This window comes from Salinifilum aidingensis, from assembly GCF_054782015.1.
Map to the genome: position 1 here is coordinate 16,508 of NZ_BAAGTH010000023.1, position 17,599 is coordinate 34,106.

The 17,599-nt window shown below is 73.8% G+C and carries 17 protein-coding genes, 1 tRNA gene and 1 pseudogene; 9 read left to right on the forward strand and 10 right to left on the reverse strand.

All coding sequences use genetic code 11. The features are described from left to right. Positions 1 to 43 precede the first annotated feature (43 nt). The 5 genes from ACYVJE_RS22525 (at position 44) to ACYVJE_RS22545 (ending at position 4,329) form a co-directional block, all read left to right on the forward strand. Positions 44 to 1,486: an NCS2 family permease gene (locus ACYVJE_RS22525; RefSeq protein WP_459158612.1), complete on the forward strand. Its 1,443-nt coding sequence runs from the start codon at positions 44 to 46 to the stop codon at positions 1,484 to 1,486. A 68-nt stretch (positions 1,487 to 1,554) separates the two neighbouring features. Beyond that, a complete protein-coding gene (locus ACYVJE_RS22530) occupies positions 1,555 to 2,169 on the forward strand; it encodes a nucleotidyltransferase family protein (protein ID WP_461146047.1) in 615 nt (204 codons plus the stop codon). Positions 2,170 to 2,378: 209 nt separating this feature from the next. Then, entirely contained in the window at positions 2,379 to 2,690 is a 312-nt protein-coding gene (locus ACYVJE_RS22535; RefSeq protein WP_459158610.1) for a hypothetical protein, read from the forward strand. Positions 2,691 to 2,875: 185 nt separating this feature from the next. Next, positions 2,876 to 3,475 (forward strand): TetR/AcrR family transcriptional regulator, encoded by a 600-nt coding sequence (locus tag ACYVJE_RS22540; RefSeq protein ID WP_461146048.1) that lies wholly within the window; start codon positions 2,876 to 2,878, stop codon positions 3,473 to 3,475. 62 nt (positions 3,476 to 3,537) lie between these two features. Next, complete coding sequence (locus ACYVJE_RS22545) at positions 3,538 to 4,329, forward strand: MOSC domain-containing protein (RefSeq protein ID WP_461146049.1); 792 nt, start codon at positions 3,538 to 3,540, stop codon at positions 4,327 to 4,329. Between the two features lie 244 nt (positions 4,330 to 4,573). Here ACYVJE_RS22545 and ACYVJE_RS22550 read toward each other — a convergent pair whose 3' ends face one another. Then, entirely contained in the window at positions 4,574 to 4,795 is a 222-nt protein-coding gene (locus ACYVJE_RS22550; RefSeq protein ID WP_459158607.1) for a DUF3618 domain-containing protein, read from the reverse strand. Between the two features lie 255 nt (positions 4,796 to 5,050). On the opposite strand from ACYVJE_RS22550, the gene ACYVJE_RS22555 reads away from it, so the two are divergent. Beyond that, positions 5,051 to 5,124 (forward strand) — tRNA-Leu (locus tag ACYVJE_RS22555). Here ACYVJE_RS22555 and ACYVJE_RS22560 read toward each other — a convergent pair. From ACYVJE_RS22560 to ACYVJE_RS22575, 4 genes are all read right to left on the reverse strand, one after another. Next, positions 5,113 to 5,646 (reverse strand): DUF6879 family protein, encoded by a 534-nt coding sequence (locus tag ACYVJE_RS22560; protein ID WP_461146050.1) that lies wholly within the window; start codon positions 5,644 to 5,646, stop codon positions 5,113 to 5,115. The two genes, ACYVJE_RS22555 and ACYVJE_RS22560, sit on opposite strands and share 12 nt — an antisense overlap. Further along, a complete protein-coding gene (locus ACYVJE_RS22565) occupies positions 5,628 to 6,023 on the reverse strand; it encodes a hypothetical protein (protein ID WP_461146051.1) in 396 nt (131 codons plus the stop codon). Before ACYVJE_RS22565 ends, ACYVJE_RS22560 begins: the two co-directional genes overlap by 19 nt. After that, on the reverse strand, positions 6,016 to 6,261 hold the full coding sequence (locus ACYVJE_RS22570; RefSeq protein WP_461146052.1) for a hypothetical protein: 246 nt from the start codon (positions 6,259 to 6,261) through the stop codon (positions 6,016 to 6,018). Before ACYVJE_RS22570 ends, ACYVJE_RS22565 begins: the two co-directional genes overlap by 8 nt. 322 nt (positions 6,262 to 6,583) lie before the next feature. Further along, positions 6,584 to 8,233 carry a flavin monoamine oxidase family protein gene (locus tag ACYVJE_RS22575; protein WP_461146053.1) on the reverse strand — a complete coding sequence of 550 codons (1,650 nt, stop codon included), beginning with the start codon at positions 8,231 to 8,233 and terminating at the stop codon, positions 6,584 to 6,586. A 342-nt stretch (positions 8,234 to 8,575) separates the two neighbouring features. On the opposite strand from ACYVJE_RS22575, the gene ACYVJE_RS22580 reads away from it, so the two are divergent. Further along, positions 8,576 to 9,355: an SDR family oxidoreductase gene (locus ACYVJE_RS22580; RefSeq protein ID WP_461146054.1), complete on the forward strand. Its 780-nt coding sequence runs from the start codon at positions 8,576 to 8,578 to the stop codon at positions 9,353 to 9,355. A 132-nt stretch (positions 9,356 to 9,487) separates the two neighbouring features. Here the strand turns inward: ACYVJE_RS22580 and ACYVJE_RS22585 are convergent, their stop codons facing one another. The 5 genes and pseudogenes from ACYVJE_RS22585 to ACYVJE_RS22605 all read right to left on the reverse strand — a co-directional run bounded on the left by ACYVJE_RS22585 (position 9,488) and on the right by ACYVJE_RS22605 (position 15,619). Further along, a complete protein-coding gene (locus ACYVJE_RS22585; RefSeq protein WP_461146055.1) occupies positions 9,488 to 10,561 on the reverse strand; it encodes an NAD-dependent epimerase/dehydratase family protein in 1,074 nt (357 codons plus the stop codon). Between the two features lie 138 nt (positions 10,562 to 10,699). Beyond that, positions 10,700 to 10,960: a DUF5996 family protein gene (locus tag ACYVJE_RS22590; RefSeq protein WP_461146060.1), complete on the reverse strand. Its 261-nt coding sequence runs from the start codon at positions 10,958 to 10,960 to the stop codon at positions 10,700 to 10,702. Further along, positions 10,876 to 11,085: pseudogene (locus tag ACYVJE_RS22595) on the reverse strand (DUF5996 family protein); the annotation flags it as partial. The gene ACYVJE_RS22590 and the pseudogene ACYVJE_RS22595, both read right to left, overlap by 85 nt. Further along, entirely contained in the window at positions 11,034 to 12,593 is a 1,560-nt protein-coding gene (locus ACYVJE_RS22600) for a Na+/H+ antiporter NhaC family protein (protein ID WP_461146056.1), read from the reverse strand. The pseudogene ACYVJE_RS22595 and the gene ACYVJE_RS22600, both read right to left, overlap by 52 nt. A 224-nt stretch (positions 12,594 to 12,817) precedes the next feature. Next, the gene (locus ACYVJE_RS22605) at positions 12,818 to 15,619 is read right to left on the reverse strand and encodes a penicillin acylase family protein (protein ID WP_461146057.1); all 2,802 of its coding nucleotides are present in this window, start codon (positions 15,617 to 15,619) and stop codon (positions 12,818 to 12,820) included. A 319-nt stretch (positions 15,620 to 15,938) separates the two neighbouring features. Here ACYVJE_RS22605 and ACYVJE_RS22610 point away from each other — a divergent pair, with 319 nt between their 5' ends. After that, positions 15,939 to 16,469, forward strand: coding sequence for a PH domain-containing protein (locus ACYVJE_RS22610; RefSeq protein WP_461146058.1), 531 nt, complete (start codon positions 15,939 to 15,941; stop codon positions 16,467 to 16,469). Then, positions 16,466 to 17,599: PH domain-containing protein (locus ACYVJE_RS22615; RefSeq protein WP_461146059.1), on the forward strand; the 1,134-nt coding region annotated here is incomplete at its 3' end. The genes ACYVJE_RS22610 and ACYVJE_RS22615, both read left to right, overlap by 4 nt.

A 17,599-nucleotide genomic window follows, 5' to 3' on the forward strand; every position in this document is an offset into this window, starting at 1 on the left:
ACGGCGGCGAAAGAGCAGAGGACCCACCGGCAAGGGAGAAGACATGGGCGAACGCACCGCGACCAGAGAATCGACGGCGAGACCGGGAATCCTCGACACCTATTTCCGGATATCGCCGCGCGGGTCCACAGTGGGCCGCGAATTGCGCGGGGGCGTGACGACGTTCGTCGCGATGGCCTACATCGTCATGCTCAACCCGCTGATCCTCGGCTCCTCCAGCGACGCGACGGGAGCCGTGCTCACCACCGAACAGCTCACCACCGCCACCGCCGCCACGGCGGGCGTGGTCACGATCCTCATGGGGCTGGTCGGCAACGCACCGCTGGCGCTCGCCTCGGGGCTCGGGGTGAACGCGGTGGTGGCGTTCACCATCGCGCCGGCCATGACGTGGGCGGAGGCCTTCGGCCTGGTCGTGCTCGAGGGGTTCGTCATCATCGCGATGGCGCTCAGCGGGGTGCGCGAGCGGATCATCAACGCCATCCCCGGACCGCTGAAAACCGCCCTGGCGGTGGGCATCGGCCTGTACATCGCGCTGATCGGGTTCGTCAGCGCCGGTTTCGTCACCCGCAAACCGGACTCGGCCGACACGGACGTGCCCGTCCAGCTCGGGCAGGGACCGGAAGGGCACCTCGTCGGCGTGCCGATCGCGATCTTCTGCTTCAGCCTGCTGCTCATGCTCGTGCTCGTGGTGCGCCGCGTGCCGGGGGCGATGCTCATCGGGATCGCGGTGAGCACGGCCGCGGCCGTCGGCGCCAACGCGCTGCTGGACATCTCCGGGCAGGAGTGGGGCACGGTGACGCCGCAGCTGCCGGAGCAGGTGGTCGGCCACCCGGACTTCAGCCTGTTCGGCACCGTCGACCTGTTCGGCGGGTTCAGCTCCGCGGGCGCGCTGGCCGCGACCGTGTTCCTGTTCACCCTGGTGCTGTCCGGCTTCTTCGACGCCATGGGCACGATCACCAGCGTCGGCAACGAGGCCGGGCTCGTGCGCGACGGACGCGTCGAGGGCATGGGGCGCATCCTCGCCGTCGACGGCCTCGCCGCCACCGCCGGCGGGTTGAGCGGTTCCTCGCCGAACACGGTGTTCCTGGAGTCCGCCACGGGCGTGGCCGAGGGCGCGCGCACGGGGCTGGCCAGCGTCATCACCGGCGGGCTGTTCTGCCTGACGCTGCTGTTCACCCCGCTGGCGGCGATCGTGCCCGCGCAGGCCGCGGCGCCGGCCCTGGTGCTCGTCGGCGGCATGATGATGTCCCAGGTCCGGCACATCCCGTGGGACGATCCGGACTACGTGGTGCCGTCGTTCCTGACGATCGCCGTCATCCCGTTCACCTACATGATCACCAACGGCATCGGCGCGGGCATCATCGCCTTCACCGCGATCAAGCTCGCGCGCGGCAAGGCGCGCGAGATCGGCTGGCTGGTGGGCGCCCTCGCCGTCGTGTTCGCGCTGTACTTCGGCGTGGAGGCCATCGAGGCGCTGTTCGGCTAGCCGGCGGGAGCTGACCTCGCGGGAGCCGGACGGCTGCGCCGGTGCCGCACCGCGAACGGAGGAGCCGCATGCCCGCGGGAGTCGTGCTGGCGGCCGGGGCGGGACGCCGCTTCGGCCGCCCCAAGGCCCTCGTCGAGCACGGCGGGGAGCTGCTGGTGGAACGCGCCTGCCGAGTGCTGCGGGAGGGCGGCTGCTCGCCCGTGTTCGCGGTGCTCGGCGCCGCCGCGGAGCAGGTGCGCGCGACGGCTCGGCTGCCGCGGGTGCGGCCGGTGGACAACCCCGACTGGGACACCGGCATGGGGTCCTCGCTGCGCGCGGGTCTGGCGGCGGCGGAGGCCTCGTCCGCGGAGGCGGTGGTCGTGCTCCCGGTGGACATGCCGGGCATCACCGCCGAAGCGGTCCGCCGGGTGGCCGCGCACTCCGCCCCGGAGGCGCTCGCAGCGGCCTCGTTCGCCGGTGCCCGGGGGCACCCGGTGCTGCTCGGCCGGCAGCACTGGTGCGGGATCCGCGAGGCGGCCGCCGGGGACGCGGGGGCGCGGGAGTACCTGCGGACCCGCCACGTCACCCTCGTCGACTGCGCGGACTGCTCCGACGGCCGTGACGTGGATCGCCCCGAGGACCTCCCGGAGGCGCCGCGTCGTAGGCTCGGCGGTGCCCCGCGAGGCTGCCGCGACTCCGGGTGAACCGCTGCTCACCCGCGCGGCACGGGCCGTCGGAACGCGGTCGCCCCGTGCACTGCGATCCCCCGCCCGTGTCGGTCGGACGGCCTCGTACAGTCGAGTGCCACGCGGGTCGCTCCCGTCCGCGTCCGTTCCGGGACGCGCTTCCCGCGCGCCGACGAACTGGGCGTGACCAGGTCGACGACGAGCAGGCCGGAGGCTTCGACAACAGCATGGCTAGCGGACACATCACAGCCGACTACACCCTGGACGGCGCGGACTGGTTGGTCACCGTCACCGCGGGATCCGATCAGCAGACCGTCCGCGCGCCCGGGCTGGTCGCCGCGCGCGACAAGGCGGAGCAGCTCATCGAGCAGCTCGCCGGGAGCCCGAGCGGACGCGTGGTCATCCACCTGCTCGACGGGGACGGCTTCGCGTTCACCACCGCCTACCTGCAGGCCCGCACCGGACTGTCCGACGAGGCGACGCAGCAGGCCGCGGCCGCGGCGAACGCGGGCACCGCGCAGCACCCGCTCGCCCAGTGATCCCCCGCGGGGCCCGCGCCCCGCGTCCCGTGCGCGAACCCCCGCGAGCGCGGCGCAACCGCTGGTGAGCACCGCCCGGCGCCGCACCACCGCGGGACGGGCCCGCGCGTGCGCGCGCCCCGACGGCCCGCTCCGCTTAGGATGTTCCCAGCGCCCACTGCCCGGAATGCGAGGAGGAACCAGCCGTGACCAGCGTCGAACCCACGCGGCCCGGCACGGGGCGGGGACGCCCCCGGGACTCCAGCCGGGACGCGGCGCTGCGCGAAGCGGCGATGGAGGTCCTCGCCAACGTCGGCTACCGCGCGCTGACCATGGACGCGGTCGCCGCGCAGGCCCGCGCGGGCAAGGCCACGATCTACCGCCGCTGGGAGTCGAAGCTCGACCTGGTCATCGACACCTGCAACCAGCTGGTGCGGCGCAACATCCCGGAGCCCGACTCGGGCTCGGTCGAGGCGGACCTGCGCGAGTTCCTCCGCGCCTTCGGCAGCTTCCTCACCGGCCCCGTCGGCAAAGCCGCCCAGGCCCTGGTGGGCGAGCTGCCCCACGAGCCCGAGCTGGCCGCCGCGTTCCGCCAGTCGTTCCTGCACCCGCAGCGCGGCATCCTGTGGCGCATCATCCAGCGCGGCATCGAACGCGGCGAGATCCGCGAGGACGTGCCGGTGGACACCGTGGTCGAGCTCGCGGGGGCGGCGCTGCTGTACCGCTTGATGCTCACCGACGAGTCGCTGGACGCCGATTTCGTCGACCGGCTCATCGACGAAGGCCTGCTGCGGCTGCTGCAGTGACCGCCGGTGCGCTCCGCTGACGCGTAAGATCGGTCCGGAGCGACGACCCGAGGGAGGACGCGGTGGAGCAGGACCGGGCGCAGGCGCCCCGCGGCGGCGCACCCGACGGCGCCGCGGGGTCGGTGGCGCAGCTGCACCGCTGGCCGGTGAAGTCCCTGCGCGGCGAGGCCGTCGACGCCGCCCGGTTCGACGGCACGGGCATGACCGGCGACCGCGCCTACGCGCTGCTCGACGGTCGGGAGAAGCGCTCGGGCAAGGTGCTCACCGTGCGGCAGAACGCGGCGATGCTGCGGTGGGGAGCCGGGTACGGCGACCCGGTGGCACCCGCCGAACCGCCCGTGCTCGTCTCCCCCGCCGGTGAGCGGTGGTCCTGGTCCGATCCGGGGCTCGGCGAGGAGCTGAGCACCGCCCTGGGCGTCCCGGCGCGCCCGCACGCGGCCCCCGGCCAGCAGGACCGCGGGCCGTCGGTGCTGGTGACGTTCGCGGCATCGCTGGCGGCGCTGGCCGAGGAGCTCGGCACCGAGGTGGACCTGCTGCGGTTCCGGCCGAACCTGCACGTCGACGCGGACCTGCCGGCGTTCGCCGAGGCCGCGTGGCAACCGGGGACGACCCTGACCACCGGGGAGGTCGTGCTGCGCACCAGCACCGAGCACACCGGGCCGTGCGTGCGCTGCGCGGTGCCCAGCTGGGACCGCACGGGCGGCGAGCGGTGGCCGCAGCTGCAGAGCCACCTGATCGCGCGGCACGACAACCTGTTCGGCGTGATCATGGACGTGGTGGAGCACGGCGTGGTGCGCCGCGGCGATGCCGTGCACGTGGCCGAACCGGCGGCCAGCGACGCGGTGCGGGCCTGAGCGCCCGCTCCGCGCCCGCGCGCCTGCTGCCCGCGGTACCGCCGCAGCGCTCCCGTCCGCCGTCGTGGCCGCGCAGCGCTGCCCGCCGGGTGCGGTGGCCCGCCAGGCCTCGCCGCGCCCCGCGATCCCGCCAGGCCTCGCCGCGCGAGGAGCCGCGCCGGACCTCGATCACGGCGGGGCGGCACCGGGCTCCGCGGGTGCGGGCGGACCCGGGTGACGCTGGTCAGCCGGGTCCGCCGCGCGGTCAGCGCAGGATCTTGCGCACGACGACGAGCGCCGCCAGCGCCCCCACGCCGATGAGGGCGTAGCGCACCCGGGGATCGTTGAGCTTGTCCTGGGCCACGGACTTGCCGTAGTCCACCGCCCGCTTCGGGTGCGCGCGCTCACTGAGCTGGTTCAGCGAATCGGCAAGCGCGTCCCGCGCCTGCTCGATGTCGCGCTCGATAGCATCGGGGTCACGAGCCACGTGTCTTCCTCCTGTTCACCCGCCTGCGCCCACGGTAGATCACCCGGCCTCCGCGGAGGCACCGGTGGTTGGCCGTGTCGCGGTCGCGACCGCACGGACCGGTGATCCCGTGGTCCGCTGCCACCTCCCCCGGTCCGCCGGGCGGTGCGCCGGCTCGAGGTCCGGTGCGCTGCTCGCGGTGGTGCTCGCGCCGCCTCCGCAGCGGCCTCCGCCCGCCTGCCGCGTCGATCACGCCCCGGATAGGCTGGGGACCGCGGGGCCGTAGCCCAACAGGCAGAGGCACTAGGTTTAGGTCCTAGGCAGTGTGAGTTCGAATCTCATCGGCCCCACCGAGCGGGGACAACGGGGAGCGGCAAGTGCCCTGCGGGCGCCGCCCGGGAGGGGCGCAGGGCAAACGCAGGGCACGGGAACACTCCGAGAGCAAGCTGGCAGGCATGACCGCCCCCGCTCCCGCCACGGGACGGGCGCTGCTGCGCACTCTGACGAACGACCGACCACGTCCGCGCCGGTGCTACCGGCGGAAGCGGCTGCGCCCACCGCACGAGGCGATCGCGCCAAGACCGGTACCGGCTGACCACGCTCGGTGCCGTGTACACGTGCGCGCCGAGCGGCACGTGATCGTCCCGGTAGGTCGACACGAGCACGCGCTCGTCGTCGACGAGCCAGCAGTCCCAATCGGGCAGTCCGAGCACGAGGGCGGTGCCCTCGCCGACGGCGGCGACCTTCAGCTCCGCAAGGACGCTGCGCTCCTCGCGACCGAAAGAGCAGCACTTGGTGAGGTGGTGGATGTACGCACTGCCGACGTGGCCACCCCAGCCACCGGGTGCCGTGCTCAGGGGGCGGCCCGCCACCCGATGGTCAGCGAGATCGCGTGGTACCCGGGATCTCCCGAGCGCAGCCGCTCCTCGGCTGCCCGCCGTTCGGCTGCTTCCCCGTCGGTGTAGACGGCAACGCCGATCGGGTCCCGCTCGGGATCGTCCGGTTCGTTCCCCCCGCCGAGCAGCACCACGTGGACGATCTCGCCGTCGGCCAGCGGTGTCGTCCTGCCCGCAGCTCCTCGCAGGGGATGCGTCTCCCAGGACGCGTACCGGTCGCGCGCGGCGCTTTCCGCCTTGATCCGCTCGGCCTCCTCCTCGGTGGCGCACACCGCGATCAACGGTTCGACTCCGGCGTCCACTCCCGGCGGAGCGGTGCGTTCGTAGACCAGGCGCACGATGGGTTCAGTCACCGCAGGGCTTCTCCACAGCATCCTGGTACACGCGAGCGCAGAAGGTGTCGCCACCGTACTCGATGGTGCCGAGCGTCGTTCCGGCCCAAGTGGTCTCGTCCGAGCTGGTGCAATTCCGCCGGACGTTCTTCTGCTCCAGCTCGCTTTGGCCATTGTTGCCGGCGGTGTGGGTACCCGCCAGCCACCACCACGCGATCCACCAAGATCGCAGGTCGGTCTCGTGGTCGATCGATGTCACGGATACCGGCTGATCGGAGGCGTCCCGGCACCTGGTTACCGGCTTCGCTCCCCATCCACCGGATGTACGCGTGCAGATGCGGGTCGGGGAGAGCTTGCACGGGCCGTATTCGACTGCGGCCGCTGCCGCTCGGGCAGAGGGGCTTGCCGTCTCCGGCGATTGCAAGGCGTCGAGAATCTTCGTGGCTTCTTGCGGCTCTGCACCTCCAGCAGCGCGCGGGACCGCGACTGGCCTTCTGCGCGCGCTTCACCCACCAGCACGCGGACCAGCGCCACCGGAGCACGCGACCAGGCACGTCTGACGACCGCCGGGTCCGCCCTCCTCAGCGCCTCAGGTCGGCGAGGACCTCCTCGGCGGCCCGCTTCCCCGAGCTCGCGGCCCCGTTCATGAACCCCTGGTGCTCGACCGAGGTGTGCTCACCGGCGAAGTGGATGTCGCCTTGCCGCACGGCTTCATATCCGGCGTAGCGGTGGCAGTAGTCGAGCGGCCAGTACGAGTAGGCACCGCGGGAGAGCGGGTTGACGTGCCACGCCGCCAGCGCGGACTTGCCGATCCACGCGTCCCGCACCCCGGGGAGGACCTCGTCGACCGAGCCGAGCGTGCTCTCCGTCGCGACGCGCACGTACGGGTCGGATTCGGTCAGGAACGGGGCCGGCGGCCGCAGCCGCTCCGCCCGCTCGCCGCTCCCGTACTGGATCAGGATGCCGGGGTCGCCGCCCTGCCCGCGGGTGGCGTCCCACACCTGCTGGAAACCGGTGTCGCTGAAGCACTCTCCGCTGGAGACCCCGGGCCAGGGTCCCTCTCCCAGGTACACGCGCGTGGAGAGCTGCATGTTCAGCTTGGTGCACACCCCCATCCCCATGGCGGCGATCGACTCGCGCTTGCGCCGGTCGAATCCCGCCGCCGACAGGTCGAGGCGCTGCAGCACGCCGAGCGGCACGGCCAGGACCGTGTGGTCGGCGCGCACGTCCTGCGTCCTCCCGCCGACGTCGAAGGTCAGCCTCTGCGTCCCGTCGTGGTCGCGGGCCACGGCGAGCAGGTCCCACCCGCGCCGGAGCGTGCCGCTCGGCAGCGTTTCGGCGATGGCCTCCGGCAGCTGCTCGTTGCCGCCCGCGATGTGGTAGCGCTCGTCGGACTGCCCCCACACGTTGAAGTGCCCCGGGTTCTGCTGGTACCCCATGAGGTAGACGAGGTTCAGCGCCGTTTGCTCCGCGGTTTCGGCTCCGTACTCGACGGTGTAGGCCACGTCGATGAACTTCCCCATCCTGGAGCGGTGACCACCGGGAACGCGCGTCTCGATCCACTCGTGGATGCTCATCCGGCTCAGCTCGACGCCGGCAGGGGTGGACCTCTGCCAGTCGGTCCTGCGCCCGGCCGCCGCGAGGTCCGCCTGCAGCGCCTCGTGCACCGGTTTGAAGTCCTCGTCGGCCTCCGGTCGCAGGTAGTACTCGCCGAAGAAGTGGAACACCTCGTCGCTCCCCTTCGGCTCCGCCTTGCGGACGTCGACGACGTCCAGGCCGAACCTGCGGCACAGCTGGTGCATCGCGTGGTGCTCGCGGTCGATCAGCTCACCGCCCCACTCCGCGGTCTGCCCCCCGTCCCAGTGCGCGCGTTCGCTGAAAATCCTTCCGCCGAAGCGGTTTCCGGCCTCGTAAACCGTGCAGGCAACACCGGCGTCGTGCAGCACCAGGGCGGTGTTGAGTCCCGCGAGCCCGGCACCGACCACGGCGATGCGCGGAGCCGGATCGGTGGCGGCGACCGCGCGCGCCGGCCCCGCCGCGCTCGGTGCTCCTGCGGCCAGCGCCACGCCACCGGCCGCTCCGAACCGGAGCAGGTCCCGGCGGGAGACCTCGCCGCGCTGCGCGGCGGCCCGGGCGTCCCGGAAGGCGTCGACGGGAACTCCGGCCCGCTCGGCGGCGGTGTGCTCGGCGGCCAATCGCGTCAACGCGCGCAGCGGCGCGAACCGTGCCATCGGAAACGTCCTCTCGGAGGGGAAGTGCGGACACCCGTTCACCGGTGCGGGCTCAGGGGCCGTGGCGGAGATCACGCATGAGGACTCATTGAAGGCGCCGCGCCCCGAAGCGTCAAGAGGCGATCAACGAAAAACGAAAGTTTGACTGCTTTCCGCCATCGAAACAGTTGAACCTGGATGCATGGACAACCGTTTCCTGCTCCCGCCCCGAACGCGGTGACGCCGCGGCCGGCGGAGCGCTCGCCCGCGGCCTCCGCCGGGTCCACCCTGGAACGCACGAGCGACCCGACACGCGCACGGCACCGCCGGGCGACAGGGCGGTGCGGTGCGCCGGAGGCAGCGATGACGAATCCGATCCTGGTGACGGGCGCCACGGGCACCCTCGGCAGCGCCTTGGTGGACCGGCTCCTCGCCGCCGGGCACGCGGTCCGCGTGCTGAGTCGCACCCCCGTGTCGGCCGGGCGCAGGCAGTACGAGTGGGCCCAGGGCGACCTGCGCACCGACACCGGACTGGACGCGGCGGTCGGGGGCACCGGCGTGATCGTGCACTGCGCGACCGCCAACGGGCGCGGGGACGTGCTGGCGACGCGCAATCTCATCCGCGCGGCCCGCGGTGGCGGTCGGCCGCACCTCGTGTACGTGTCGATCGTCGGGTGCGACCGGATCCCGCTGCCCTACTACCGGGCGAAGGTCGAATGCGAACAGCTGGTGGAGAGCTCCGAGTTGCCGTTCACGATCCTGCGCGCCACCCAGTTCCACGACCTGCTCGCCACGTTCTTCGCGGCGCAGCGACACCTCCCGTGCGTGCTGGTGCCGGCGGGCATGGACTTCCAACCGGTCGACGTGCGCGACGTGGCCGAGCACCTCACCGGGATCGCCGAGCGCCCGCCCGCTGGCCGGGTGCCCGACATCGGCGGTCCGGAGGTGCGTGCGCTGGCCGAGCTCGCCCGCGCGTACCGCGCGGCGACCGGGCGCCGCCGCATCGTGCTCCGGATCCCGCTGCCCGGCAAGATCGCCCGCGGTTACCGGCGGGGTGAGCACCTCGCCCCCGAACGGGCGCCGGGGAGCACCACGTTCGACGAGTTCCTCGCCGACCCGCCGGGCGGCCGCAGCTTGCGCTGAGGCGCGGGCGGCTCGACGGCGAGGGCACGGGCGGCGGGGCGTCTCGCCGGGCCGCGGCGGTCCTGGCCGCACCGGCCCGGGCCGCGCCGTCCGTCCTCCCGGGACTCCCTCCGCGGACCCCGGGGCCCGCGGTCACTGGCGCTGGCCGACGCCGGTGCAGAGCTCGCCCCACCGTCCACCCGGCACGCGCGGGCGCAGCGGCGGCGTGGGGACGCCCTGGCCGCGCCGCAGCCCCTCCAGGAACGCGAGCACCGCGTCCCGGGCGGTGTGCCGGGGCGACCACCCGAGTTCCTCGTGCGCCCGGGTGATGTCCATGAGCGGGAGCCGCAGCACCGCGTCGAACAGGTGCGGCGAGGCCGGCACGAGCCGCGCCGACCACGCCAGGGCCAGCGCCGAACGCGCCACCTCCGCGGGCACCGGCACGGTGCGCGCGCCGAACGTCCCGGCCAGGGCGGCGGCGTCGAGGACCGGCTCGGCGGCGATGTTGAACGCCCCGCCGACCTGCTGGTGCACCGCGAGGCGGTAGGCCTCGGCCAGGTCCTCGCTGTGCACTGTCTGCACCCGCAGCCCGGGCAGGTCGGGCAGCACCGGCAGCGCTTCGGGACGCGCGAGCGAGCCGGGCAGCAGCGGCCCGGCGAAGAGCCTGCGCTGCTGCGCGGCCGAGCCGGCTTGGAACGCGAAGCCGGGGCGCAGCCGCACGACGCGGGTGCGCTCGTGGCGCCGCTCGAACGCGTCGAGGCACCGCTCCAGGTAGGCCTTCTCCCGGGAGTAAGCAGCACCGGGCCAGCCGTGCGTGGGCCAGGACTCGTCCACCCTCCTGTCCTTCGGCCCGGGCGAGTACGCGCCGACCGAGGAGGCGTAGATCAGCGCGGGCACGCCGGCCTCGGCCACGGCGTCGAAGACCCGCAGAGTCCCCAGGACGTTGTTGCGCCACGTGGTCGCGGGGTCGCGCGTGGGCTGGAAGATCCAGGCCAGCTGGATCACCGCGTCCGCTCCCCGCAGGTGCTCGCCGAGGTCGGCGCGCGCCACGTCCGCGGCCAGGAACCCGGTCTTGCTGCCGAAACCGGCCGCCTCGCCCGGTGCGCGCCGGGCGATCGCGGTGATCCCGGCGACGTCGGGGTCGGCCTCCAGCGCGTGCAGCACGCTCGTGCCCACGTTGCCCGTGGCGCCGACAACGACGACGTGCTTGCCCGTCGGCGTGGTCATCTCCCCTCCCGGTGCCCGCGGCTGTGGTTCGCTCGGCGGTGGAGCCCGCACGGGAGTACCCGCACCGGCGGTCGCGAACGCGTCCGCGCCGAAGCGGACCACACCGGACGCCTGGCTGGGGGCACACGGGTGGGTGAGTCAGCGGCGTGCGACGCGGTGCTCCGGGCCGTCCTCGAGGGACGCGCGCTCCCAGCCCGCGTTGTCCGCGGCCGCCCCGCAGGTGCTCTGCAGGAACTCCAGCAGCGTCCCGTCCGGGTCCTCGGCGGTGCGATCCGTCCGGGGAACCGGGTGACGGCGAGGTCCACGGCACCCCGGAAGAAGCGCACCGGGCTGGTCTTGCCGAGGAACCGCGAGCGGAACCGGCCCATCACCCGGTGCGCGGCGAGCAGCTGGCCCCAGAACCGGCGGACGTGGTCGGGGTCGTAGCTGGCGTGTTCGGTGTCCTCGGCGAACGGGATCGCCTGCGCGCCCCTCACGCCCTCTCGGCGGCCACGGCGGTCTCCGCGCCGGCGCGGAGCGTCCACCAGCGCAGCGCAGCGACCGCGAGGGCCAGCAGCACGAGCACCGCCAGCAGCCCCGCCACCCCGCTGCCGGTCAGCCCCAGCACGAGGTAGCCGACCGCGGCCACGGCCGCGATGAGCAGCGCGTACGGCAGCTGCGTGACGACGTGGTCGATGTGGTTCACCTGCGCGCCCGCCGAGGACATGATCGTGGTGTCCGAGATCGGCGAGCAGTGGTCGCCGAAGATCGCCCCGGCCAGCACAGCACCGAGCAGCGGGAACAGCAGCGCGGGATCGACGGTCACGGCGATCTGCCCGGCGATCGGCAACATGATGCCGAACGTGCCCCACGAGGTGCCCGTGGACACGGCCATGAACCCGCAGACGAGGAACGTCAGCACCGGCATCAGCGCCAGGCTCAGCTGACCGCTGACCAGCCCGGCCAGGTACTCGCCCGTGCCCAGGTCGTCGATGACCTCGATGATCGTCCAGGCGAACAGCAGGATCCAGATCGCCGGCATCATCGATCGCACACCGGTTCCCAGCCCGCGCAGGAACAGCGGGCGGGACACGGAGCGCCGCGCGGCGAACACCACCGACACCAGCCAGCCGAGGACGCTGCCGATGAGCAGCGAGGTCGGCACGTCGGTGTTCTCGAAGACCACCAGGGGATCGGCGCTGCCGCCGGCCCGCGCACCGGTGGCGACCATGGCCGCGACCGTGCCGACCACGAGCACGGCGATCGGCAGCACCAGGTCGCGGATCTTGCCGTCCGGGGCCGCGCCGTCCTCCAGCGCGCTCGCGTCGCGTTCGAGCTCGCCGAGCCCCTCGCCGCGGACGGCGCGCCGCTCGTGCCGGCGCATCGGCCCGAAGTCGATGCGGAACGCCACGGCGCACAGCACCATCACGAGCGCGCCCACCGCGTAGTAGTTCAGCGGGACCGTGCGCACGAACCCCTCGAGGGCGCCCACGTTGAGCTCGTGCGCGGCGAACACGCCCGCCAGCACGGACACGATGTAGGCCCCCCAGCTGGACACGGGCATGCTCACGCACACCGGCGCCGAGGTGGAGTCGACCGCGTAGGCCAGCTTCGCGCGCGAAACGCGGAACCGGTCGGTGACCGGGCGGCTGACGTTGCCCACCACCAGCGCGTTGAAGTAGTCGTCGATGAACACGACGACGCCCGCCACCGCGGGCAGGAACAGCGCGCCGCGGCGGGTGCGGATGCGGCGCCGCGCCCACTCGCCGAAGGCGCGGCTGCCGCCGCACACCGAGACCAGCGCGGCCATCATCCCGAGGAACAGCAGGAACGCCAGGTTGAACACCTTCTCGGTGTTCACCCCGCCGTCGGCGACGAAGATCCCCGCGACGATCCCGAACAGCCGCTGCCCGCCGGCGACGGGGTCGAAGTCGTGCACCAGCGCGATGCCCGCGAGGATCCCGACCCCCAACGACAGCAGCACCTTGCGCGTGAGGACGACGAGCGCGATCGCCAGCACGGGCGGGACGAGGGACAAGAACGAGTCGGCCATCAGCACGCTCCCCGGGGGTCTGCAGCACGCGGCTCGGAATCGCGCGGAACCGCCGCACGGGCGGCCCGGAATCGACGGCGAGCAACCGTACCGGTCGCCCGCGCGCCGCCGTCACACCGCCGGGGCATGGCGGCGGCCTGCACGCTCCGCCCCTCCCGCGCGCCCAGCGCGCACCCCGCCGCTCACCGGAAGGGGACCCGCCGGCCGCCGGCGGGGCGCGGGAATCACCTCCCCCGGTGGGAGCGGAACTCGACCACCTGCTGGTACGTCGGCCTGTTCTGCCAGCTGATCGGCTCGTGGCCGATGCCGCCGAGCTCGGAGTGCACCAGCGCGTCCGCGCACCACTGGTCGCCGGCCTCGCAGGTGTCGTCGCCCGGGTAGGTCTGCTCGGGCGGGGTGCGTTCGGCCCGGCGCAGCGCGTCGAGCAGCACCGCGCGGCACTGCTCCAGTTCACCGCCGCCGCACTTCGCCCGGGCAGGTCCGCCCGGCACGTCCTCGCCGAGGACGGTGCGCAGGTCGTCGAACACCTGGCCGTACCAGCCGCTCTGGAAGGCGGACCCCTGGTGGCCCTGACCCACCTGCCGGTCCGGGTCGGCGTTCTGCCACCCGGAGGGCGACTGGTTGACCCCCGTGGTGGCGGTGAGCGCGGTGAACGCTTCCTCGCCCACGGCCGGCTGGAACACGCCGCGCACGAGCCGCGGCCACCAGGCGTCCATGAGCCGGATCGCCTCGGCGTGCGCGTACTCGCGGCCGCCCGGTTCGCTCTCAGCCCGCTTTCCGCCGGATTCCCGCCAGTCCCGCAGCTCCTCGACGAGCGCGGCGGTGCGCGGATCGTCGACCGGGGCGCTGTCGATGATCCGCAGCAGCGCGGGCAGCAGGCGCTCGGCCCGCAGGTCGGTCAGCCCGGCGTCCATCATCGCCCCGACCACGTCGGCCCGGTCGACGCCGCCGCGTTCGACGAGCGCGCGCACCCGGCGGTCCAGCAGGTCCACGCGCTGCACCGAGCCCTTGTTCGGCTGCGCGGCCGCGGTGCCCGCGGCCTGCTTGTTGTTCCAGTCGACGAAGTAGTCCTGGTTGCGCGCCTGCGGGTGCTGCTCGGCGGGGGTGCGCTCGGCGGTGTTGTCCGCCGGGTTCCACCCGCGCCACTCGTTGGCCGGGGCGGAGGCGATCGGCAGGCTCGGATCGACGTGCGGCGGGCGGACCACGTTGGCACCCGAGTTGTAGTGGGCCGTGTCCCGGTCGTCGGCGTAGAACCAGTTGAAGGTGAAGTTCACGTCCGCGGCCGCGCGCTGGAAGTCCGCGGCGGAGCGGATCGCCGAGGGGTCGTTGAACTTCTGGAACCCGGTGATCGAGTCCACCTCGTGCAGGAAGGTCGACCGCGCGGCCGCGTAGGCCACCGGATGTCCGTCCACTGTGGCCCTGTGCGTCACCGGGCCGTGGGCGGTGCGGTAGGAGCGCAGCGTGTAGGAGCCCGGCCCGGTGCTGTCGCCGAGCGTGGGTTCCCACGAGTTCTCGCGCTCCACGGTGCGCATCGGCACGCACTCGCCGCGGAACTCGTAGTGGTCGGAGGACCGGCGGGGTGCGCTGCCGTCCGGCTCGCACAGCCGCACCGCGTAGGTGTCCACGATGTCCTGCTGCGCGCTCGTCGCGCTCCAGGCGTAGTCCTGGCCGCGCCCCAGCAGGGTGTAGAAGCTCAGCCCGGCGAACGACGCACCGCGCGAGGAGATCCCCGGGCCGCGCAGTTCCTGCAGCGTCAGCAGCTGCGGGGCGAAGTACCCGGTCTGCGGCCCGAACACGGCGATCGGGTGCCCGCTTTCGGTGTGCTCGCCGGAGACGACGAGCGCGTTCGACATCCCGCGCTGGCGCGCCATCCCCTCCGGCACGACACCGTCGGAGAACATGCCGCGCAGCGCCTCGCGCGGGTGTTCGCGGGGATCCCCGCGCGGCTGCGGCGGGGCCGTGGAGCCCTCCCCGGAGTCGGCGGCGGTTCCCCGCTCGTCGACGGTGATGTCCTGCTCGACCACCGAGCCCGGATCGGGCAGCGCCGTCCCCTCCGGATCCTCCGGGGACTGCCCGTACGGGAAGCGCGCACCGCGCACCGTCGTGGTCGCGCCGGGGTGCTCCTGCGCCTGGAAGGTGCGCCAGGTACGGTCGCCGCGCTCCGGACCGAAGCGCTCCTGCAGCTCCATCCGGGCGACGGCGTTCTCCACCTCCCCGCCGCCACCGCTGCCGAACTGGGCGCCGACGAGCGCGGCGAGCACGACCAGGTCGGTCAGGCGGAACGGTTCGATCTCGCCCTCGTCGGTGATCGGGTCGACGTGCCCGGTCGCCACGTACTCCCCCGGGAAGTCGCGGTTCTCCCGCGCGTGCTCGACGTAGGCGTTGATTCCCTCCACGTAGGACTTCGCGTCGCGCAGCGCCTGCTCGCCGCGCTCGCCCTGCTCGGCCACGCGCGCGATCTGCGCGCGCAGCTCGTGCTCGGTGTACGGGGCGGTGGCGAAGAACCGCTGCTCCAGCTCGCGGTTCTGCTCCGCTCCCCCGGCGAACGAGCTGACCTGGCCGCGCCCGGCGTGCCGCAGCACGTCCATGAGGAACAGCTTGTCCTCCGCCGTGGCGTAGCCAGCGCCGAAGGACGTGCCCGCGCGGGTCTCGCCGTAGATGTGCGGAACCCCCAGCTGCTCGTCGCGGACCACGGTGACGTCCTGCCGCGGCTGGTACTCCCGGGCGACGTCCTGCTCCTCAACGCCGAAGGAGTTGTCCCGGAAGAACCGGTCGACGGTCGCGGTGTCCAGCTCCCGGTACCCGTCGGCCAGCCGCGCGTACGGTTCGAGCTGGTCGTCGCTGTGCGGTGGTTTCGCGCCGAGCAGGATGTGGCCGACCAGGTCGCCGAACGTGGCGTTGCCGTTCTGCCCGGGCGGCAGGATGTGGTCGCACCGGTCCCCGCAGTAGTCGGTGGGCCCGTCCGGCGGCGCGCCGGGGCCCTCCTGCGCCCCCGCGGCGGGGGCGGCGAGCCCCCCGGTCAGCACCGCCGCGAGCGCCAGGGCCGTCGCCCTGCCCCAGCGGCCGGCCCCGCTCCGGCTGCCCGCACCGCCCCAGCGGCCCGCACAGTTCCAGCGCCCCCAGCGGAGCCGTGCAGGCCGGACCCGTGCGGCCAGCTCGGGCCCCGTCCTGCGCGCGCTCCGATGTCGTGCCATGCGCATCGGCCCTCCCGTCGTTCACCCCCACGCGCAACGATCTCGACGAGCCCGGCGAAACGAACACGGCGCTGAAATGATCCGAACGGAGTAGCTCCGCGCGCTCTGCGCGAGAATGGGCGCGAGCGCACCGACCGCAGCGGAGGACGTCGTGTCCACACCGGAAGACCTGCCGCCACCGCCGAGCGGTGCCGCGGCTCCCCCGCCCCGCGCACCGCGGCACCGCGTGCACCGGAGGGCGATCACGTGGTGGGCGGTGCGATCCGCCGCCGGATTCGTCGTCCTGCTCGCAGCCCTGGCCGTGCCGGCGCTGCTCCTGCCCGCCGCGCGCGGGTGGCTCGTGGCGGTCCTGGTGGTGGTCGCCGTCGCGGGCCTGCTCCACGCCGCGGTCATGCCGCAGTGGCGCTACCGCGTGCACCGGTGGGAGGTCGCCGCCGAAGCCGTCTACACCCGCTCCGGCTGGATCAACCAGGAGTGGCGCATCGCGCCGATGTCGCGGATCCAGACCGTGGACATGGCCCGCGGACCGCTGCAGCGGGCGCTGCGGCTGGCCAGCGTCACGGTCACGACGGCCTCCGCTGCCGGGCCGATCACCGTCGAAGGGCTCGACCAGGAGGTCGCCGAGCGGCTCGTCGCGCAGCTGACCGAAACCACGCAGGCCACACCCGGGGACGCGACGTGAGCGCACCGCACGAGTCCAGCGGCCCGCACGGGTCCAGCAGCGCGGGAACCCCCGCCCCCTGGTGGCGGTTGGACGCGCGCGTGCTGCTGGCCACCGCCGCTCTCGTCCTCGCCCCGCTCGTGCCGACCGCGCTGGTGATGCTGCTCGGCTCGGCCCGGGCCAGCACCGTGGCCCTCACCGCGGCGGCCTGGATCGCCTTCGCCGTCCTGGCCACCGCCTCCAACGCGGTCGAGTGGTCCGTCACCCGCTACCGCGTCACGTCCGAGCGGTTCGAACTGCGCCGCGGCGTGCTCACGCGCAGCCACCGGTCGATCCCGCGGGACCGCATCCGCAGCGTCGACCTCACCGCCAACCCGGCGCAGCGCCTCCTCGGGATCGCCGTGGTCAGCATCGGCACCGCCGAGCAGGGCGAGCAGGAAGCGCAGCTCAAGCTCGACGCGCTCGCCCGCTCCGAGGCCGAGGCGCTGCGCGGTGCGCTGCTCGACCACCTCCAGGACGCCGAGCGGCCCGCCGACACCGGCGTCGCGCTCGCCCGCATGCGGGTGCGGTGGTTCGGCTACGCCGCGCTGACCGCGTCGCTGATCCTGACCGTGTGGGGCGCGGTGCTCTCGGCGCTCAGTTCGCTGCGCGACCTGCTCGTGGCCTGGGGCGCGGCCGAGGAGGCCGAGCGGGTCGCCGGCAGCCTCCCGCTGTGGCTGGCCATCGGGGCCGCGGTCGCCTTCGGACTGCTCCTCGGCGCCGCCGGTTCGCTGGCCATCTCGGTGGAGCAGTGGTGGCGGTTCCGCCTCAGCAGGAGCTCGGACGGCACGCTGCTGGTCCGCCGCGGACTGCTCACCACGCGCGCGGTGTCGCTGGAGGAACGCCGCCTGCGCGGCGCGGAGCTCACCGAACCGGTGCTGCTGCGGCTGTTCCGGGGTGCCCGGCTCGCCGCGGTGACGACGGGGCTCGGCGGGGAAGCGGGACGCGGCGGCGCGGAGAAATCGGCCCTGCTGCCGCCGGCGCCGCGGTCCGCGGCCGAACGCGTCGCCGCGGCCGTGCTGCGGCGCCCGTGGCCCGCCGGCCCGCTCGCGACCCATCCGCGCGCCGCGCTGCGCCGGCGCCTGCTGCGCGCGGGGGTGGCGGTGGTGCCG

What these genes read in the sequence shown, in the direction of transcription:
- ACYVJE_RS22525 (WP_459158612.1), top strand. Translation starts at nt 44, where the DNA reads ATGGGCGAACGCACCGCGACCAGAGAATCGACGGCGAGACCGGGAATC.
- ACYVJE_RS22530 (WP_461146047.1), top strand. Translation starts at nt 1,555, where the DNA reads ATGCCCGCGGGAGTCGTGCTGGCGGCCGGGGCGGGACGCCGCTTCGGC.
- ACYVJE_RS22535 (WP_459158610.1), top strand. Translation starts at nt 2,379, where the DNA reads ATGGCTAGCGGACACATCACAGCCGACTACACCCTGGACGGCGCGGAC.
- ACYVJE_RS22575 (WP_461146053.1), bottom strand. Translation starts at nt 8,233, where the DNA reads ATGGCACGGTTCGCGCCGCTGCGCGCGTTGACGCGATTGGCCGCCGAG.
- ACYVJE_RS22580 (WP_461146054.1), top strand. Translation starts at nt 8,576, where the DNA reads ATGACGAATCCGATCCTGGTGACGGGCGCCACGGGCACCCTCGGCAGC.
- ACYVJE_RS22585 (WP_461146055.1), bottom strand. Translation starts at nt 10,561, where the DNA reads ATGACCACGCCGACGGGCAAGCACGTCGTCGTTGTCGGCGCCACGGGC.
- ACYVJE_RS22600 (WP_461146056.1), bottom strand. Translation starts at nt 12,593, where the DNA reads ATGGCCGACTCGTTCTTGTCCCTCGTCCCGCCCGTGCTGGCGATCGCG.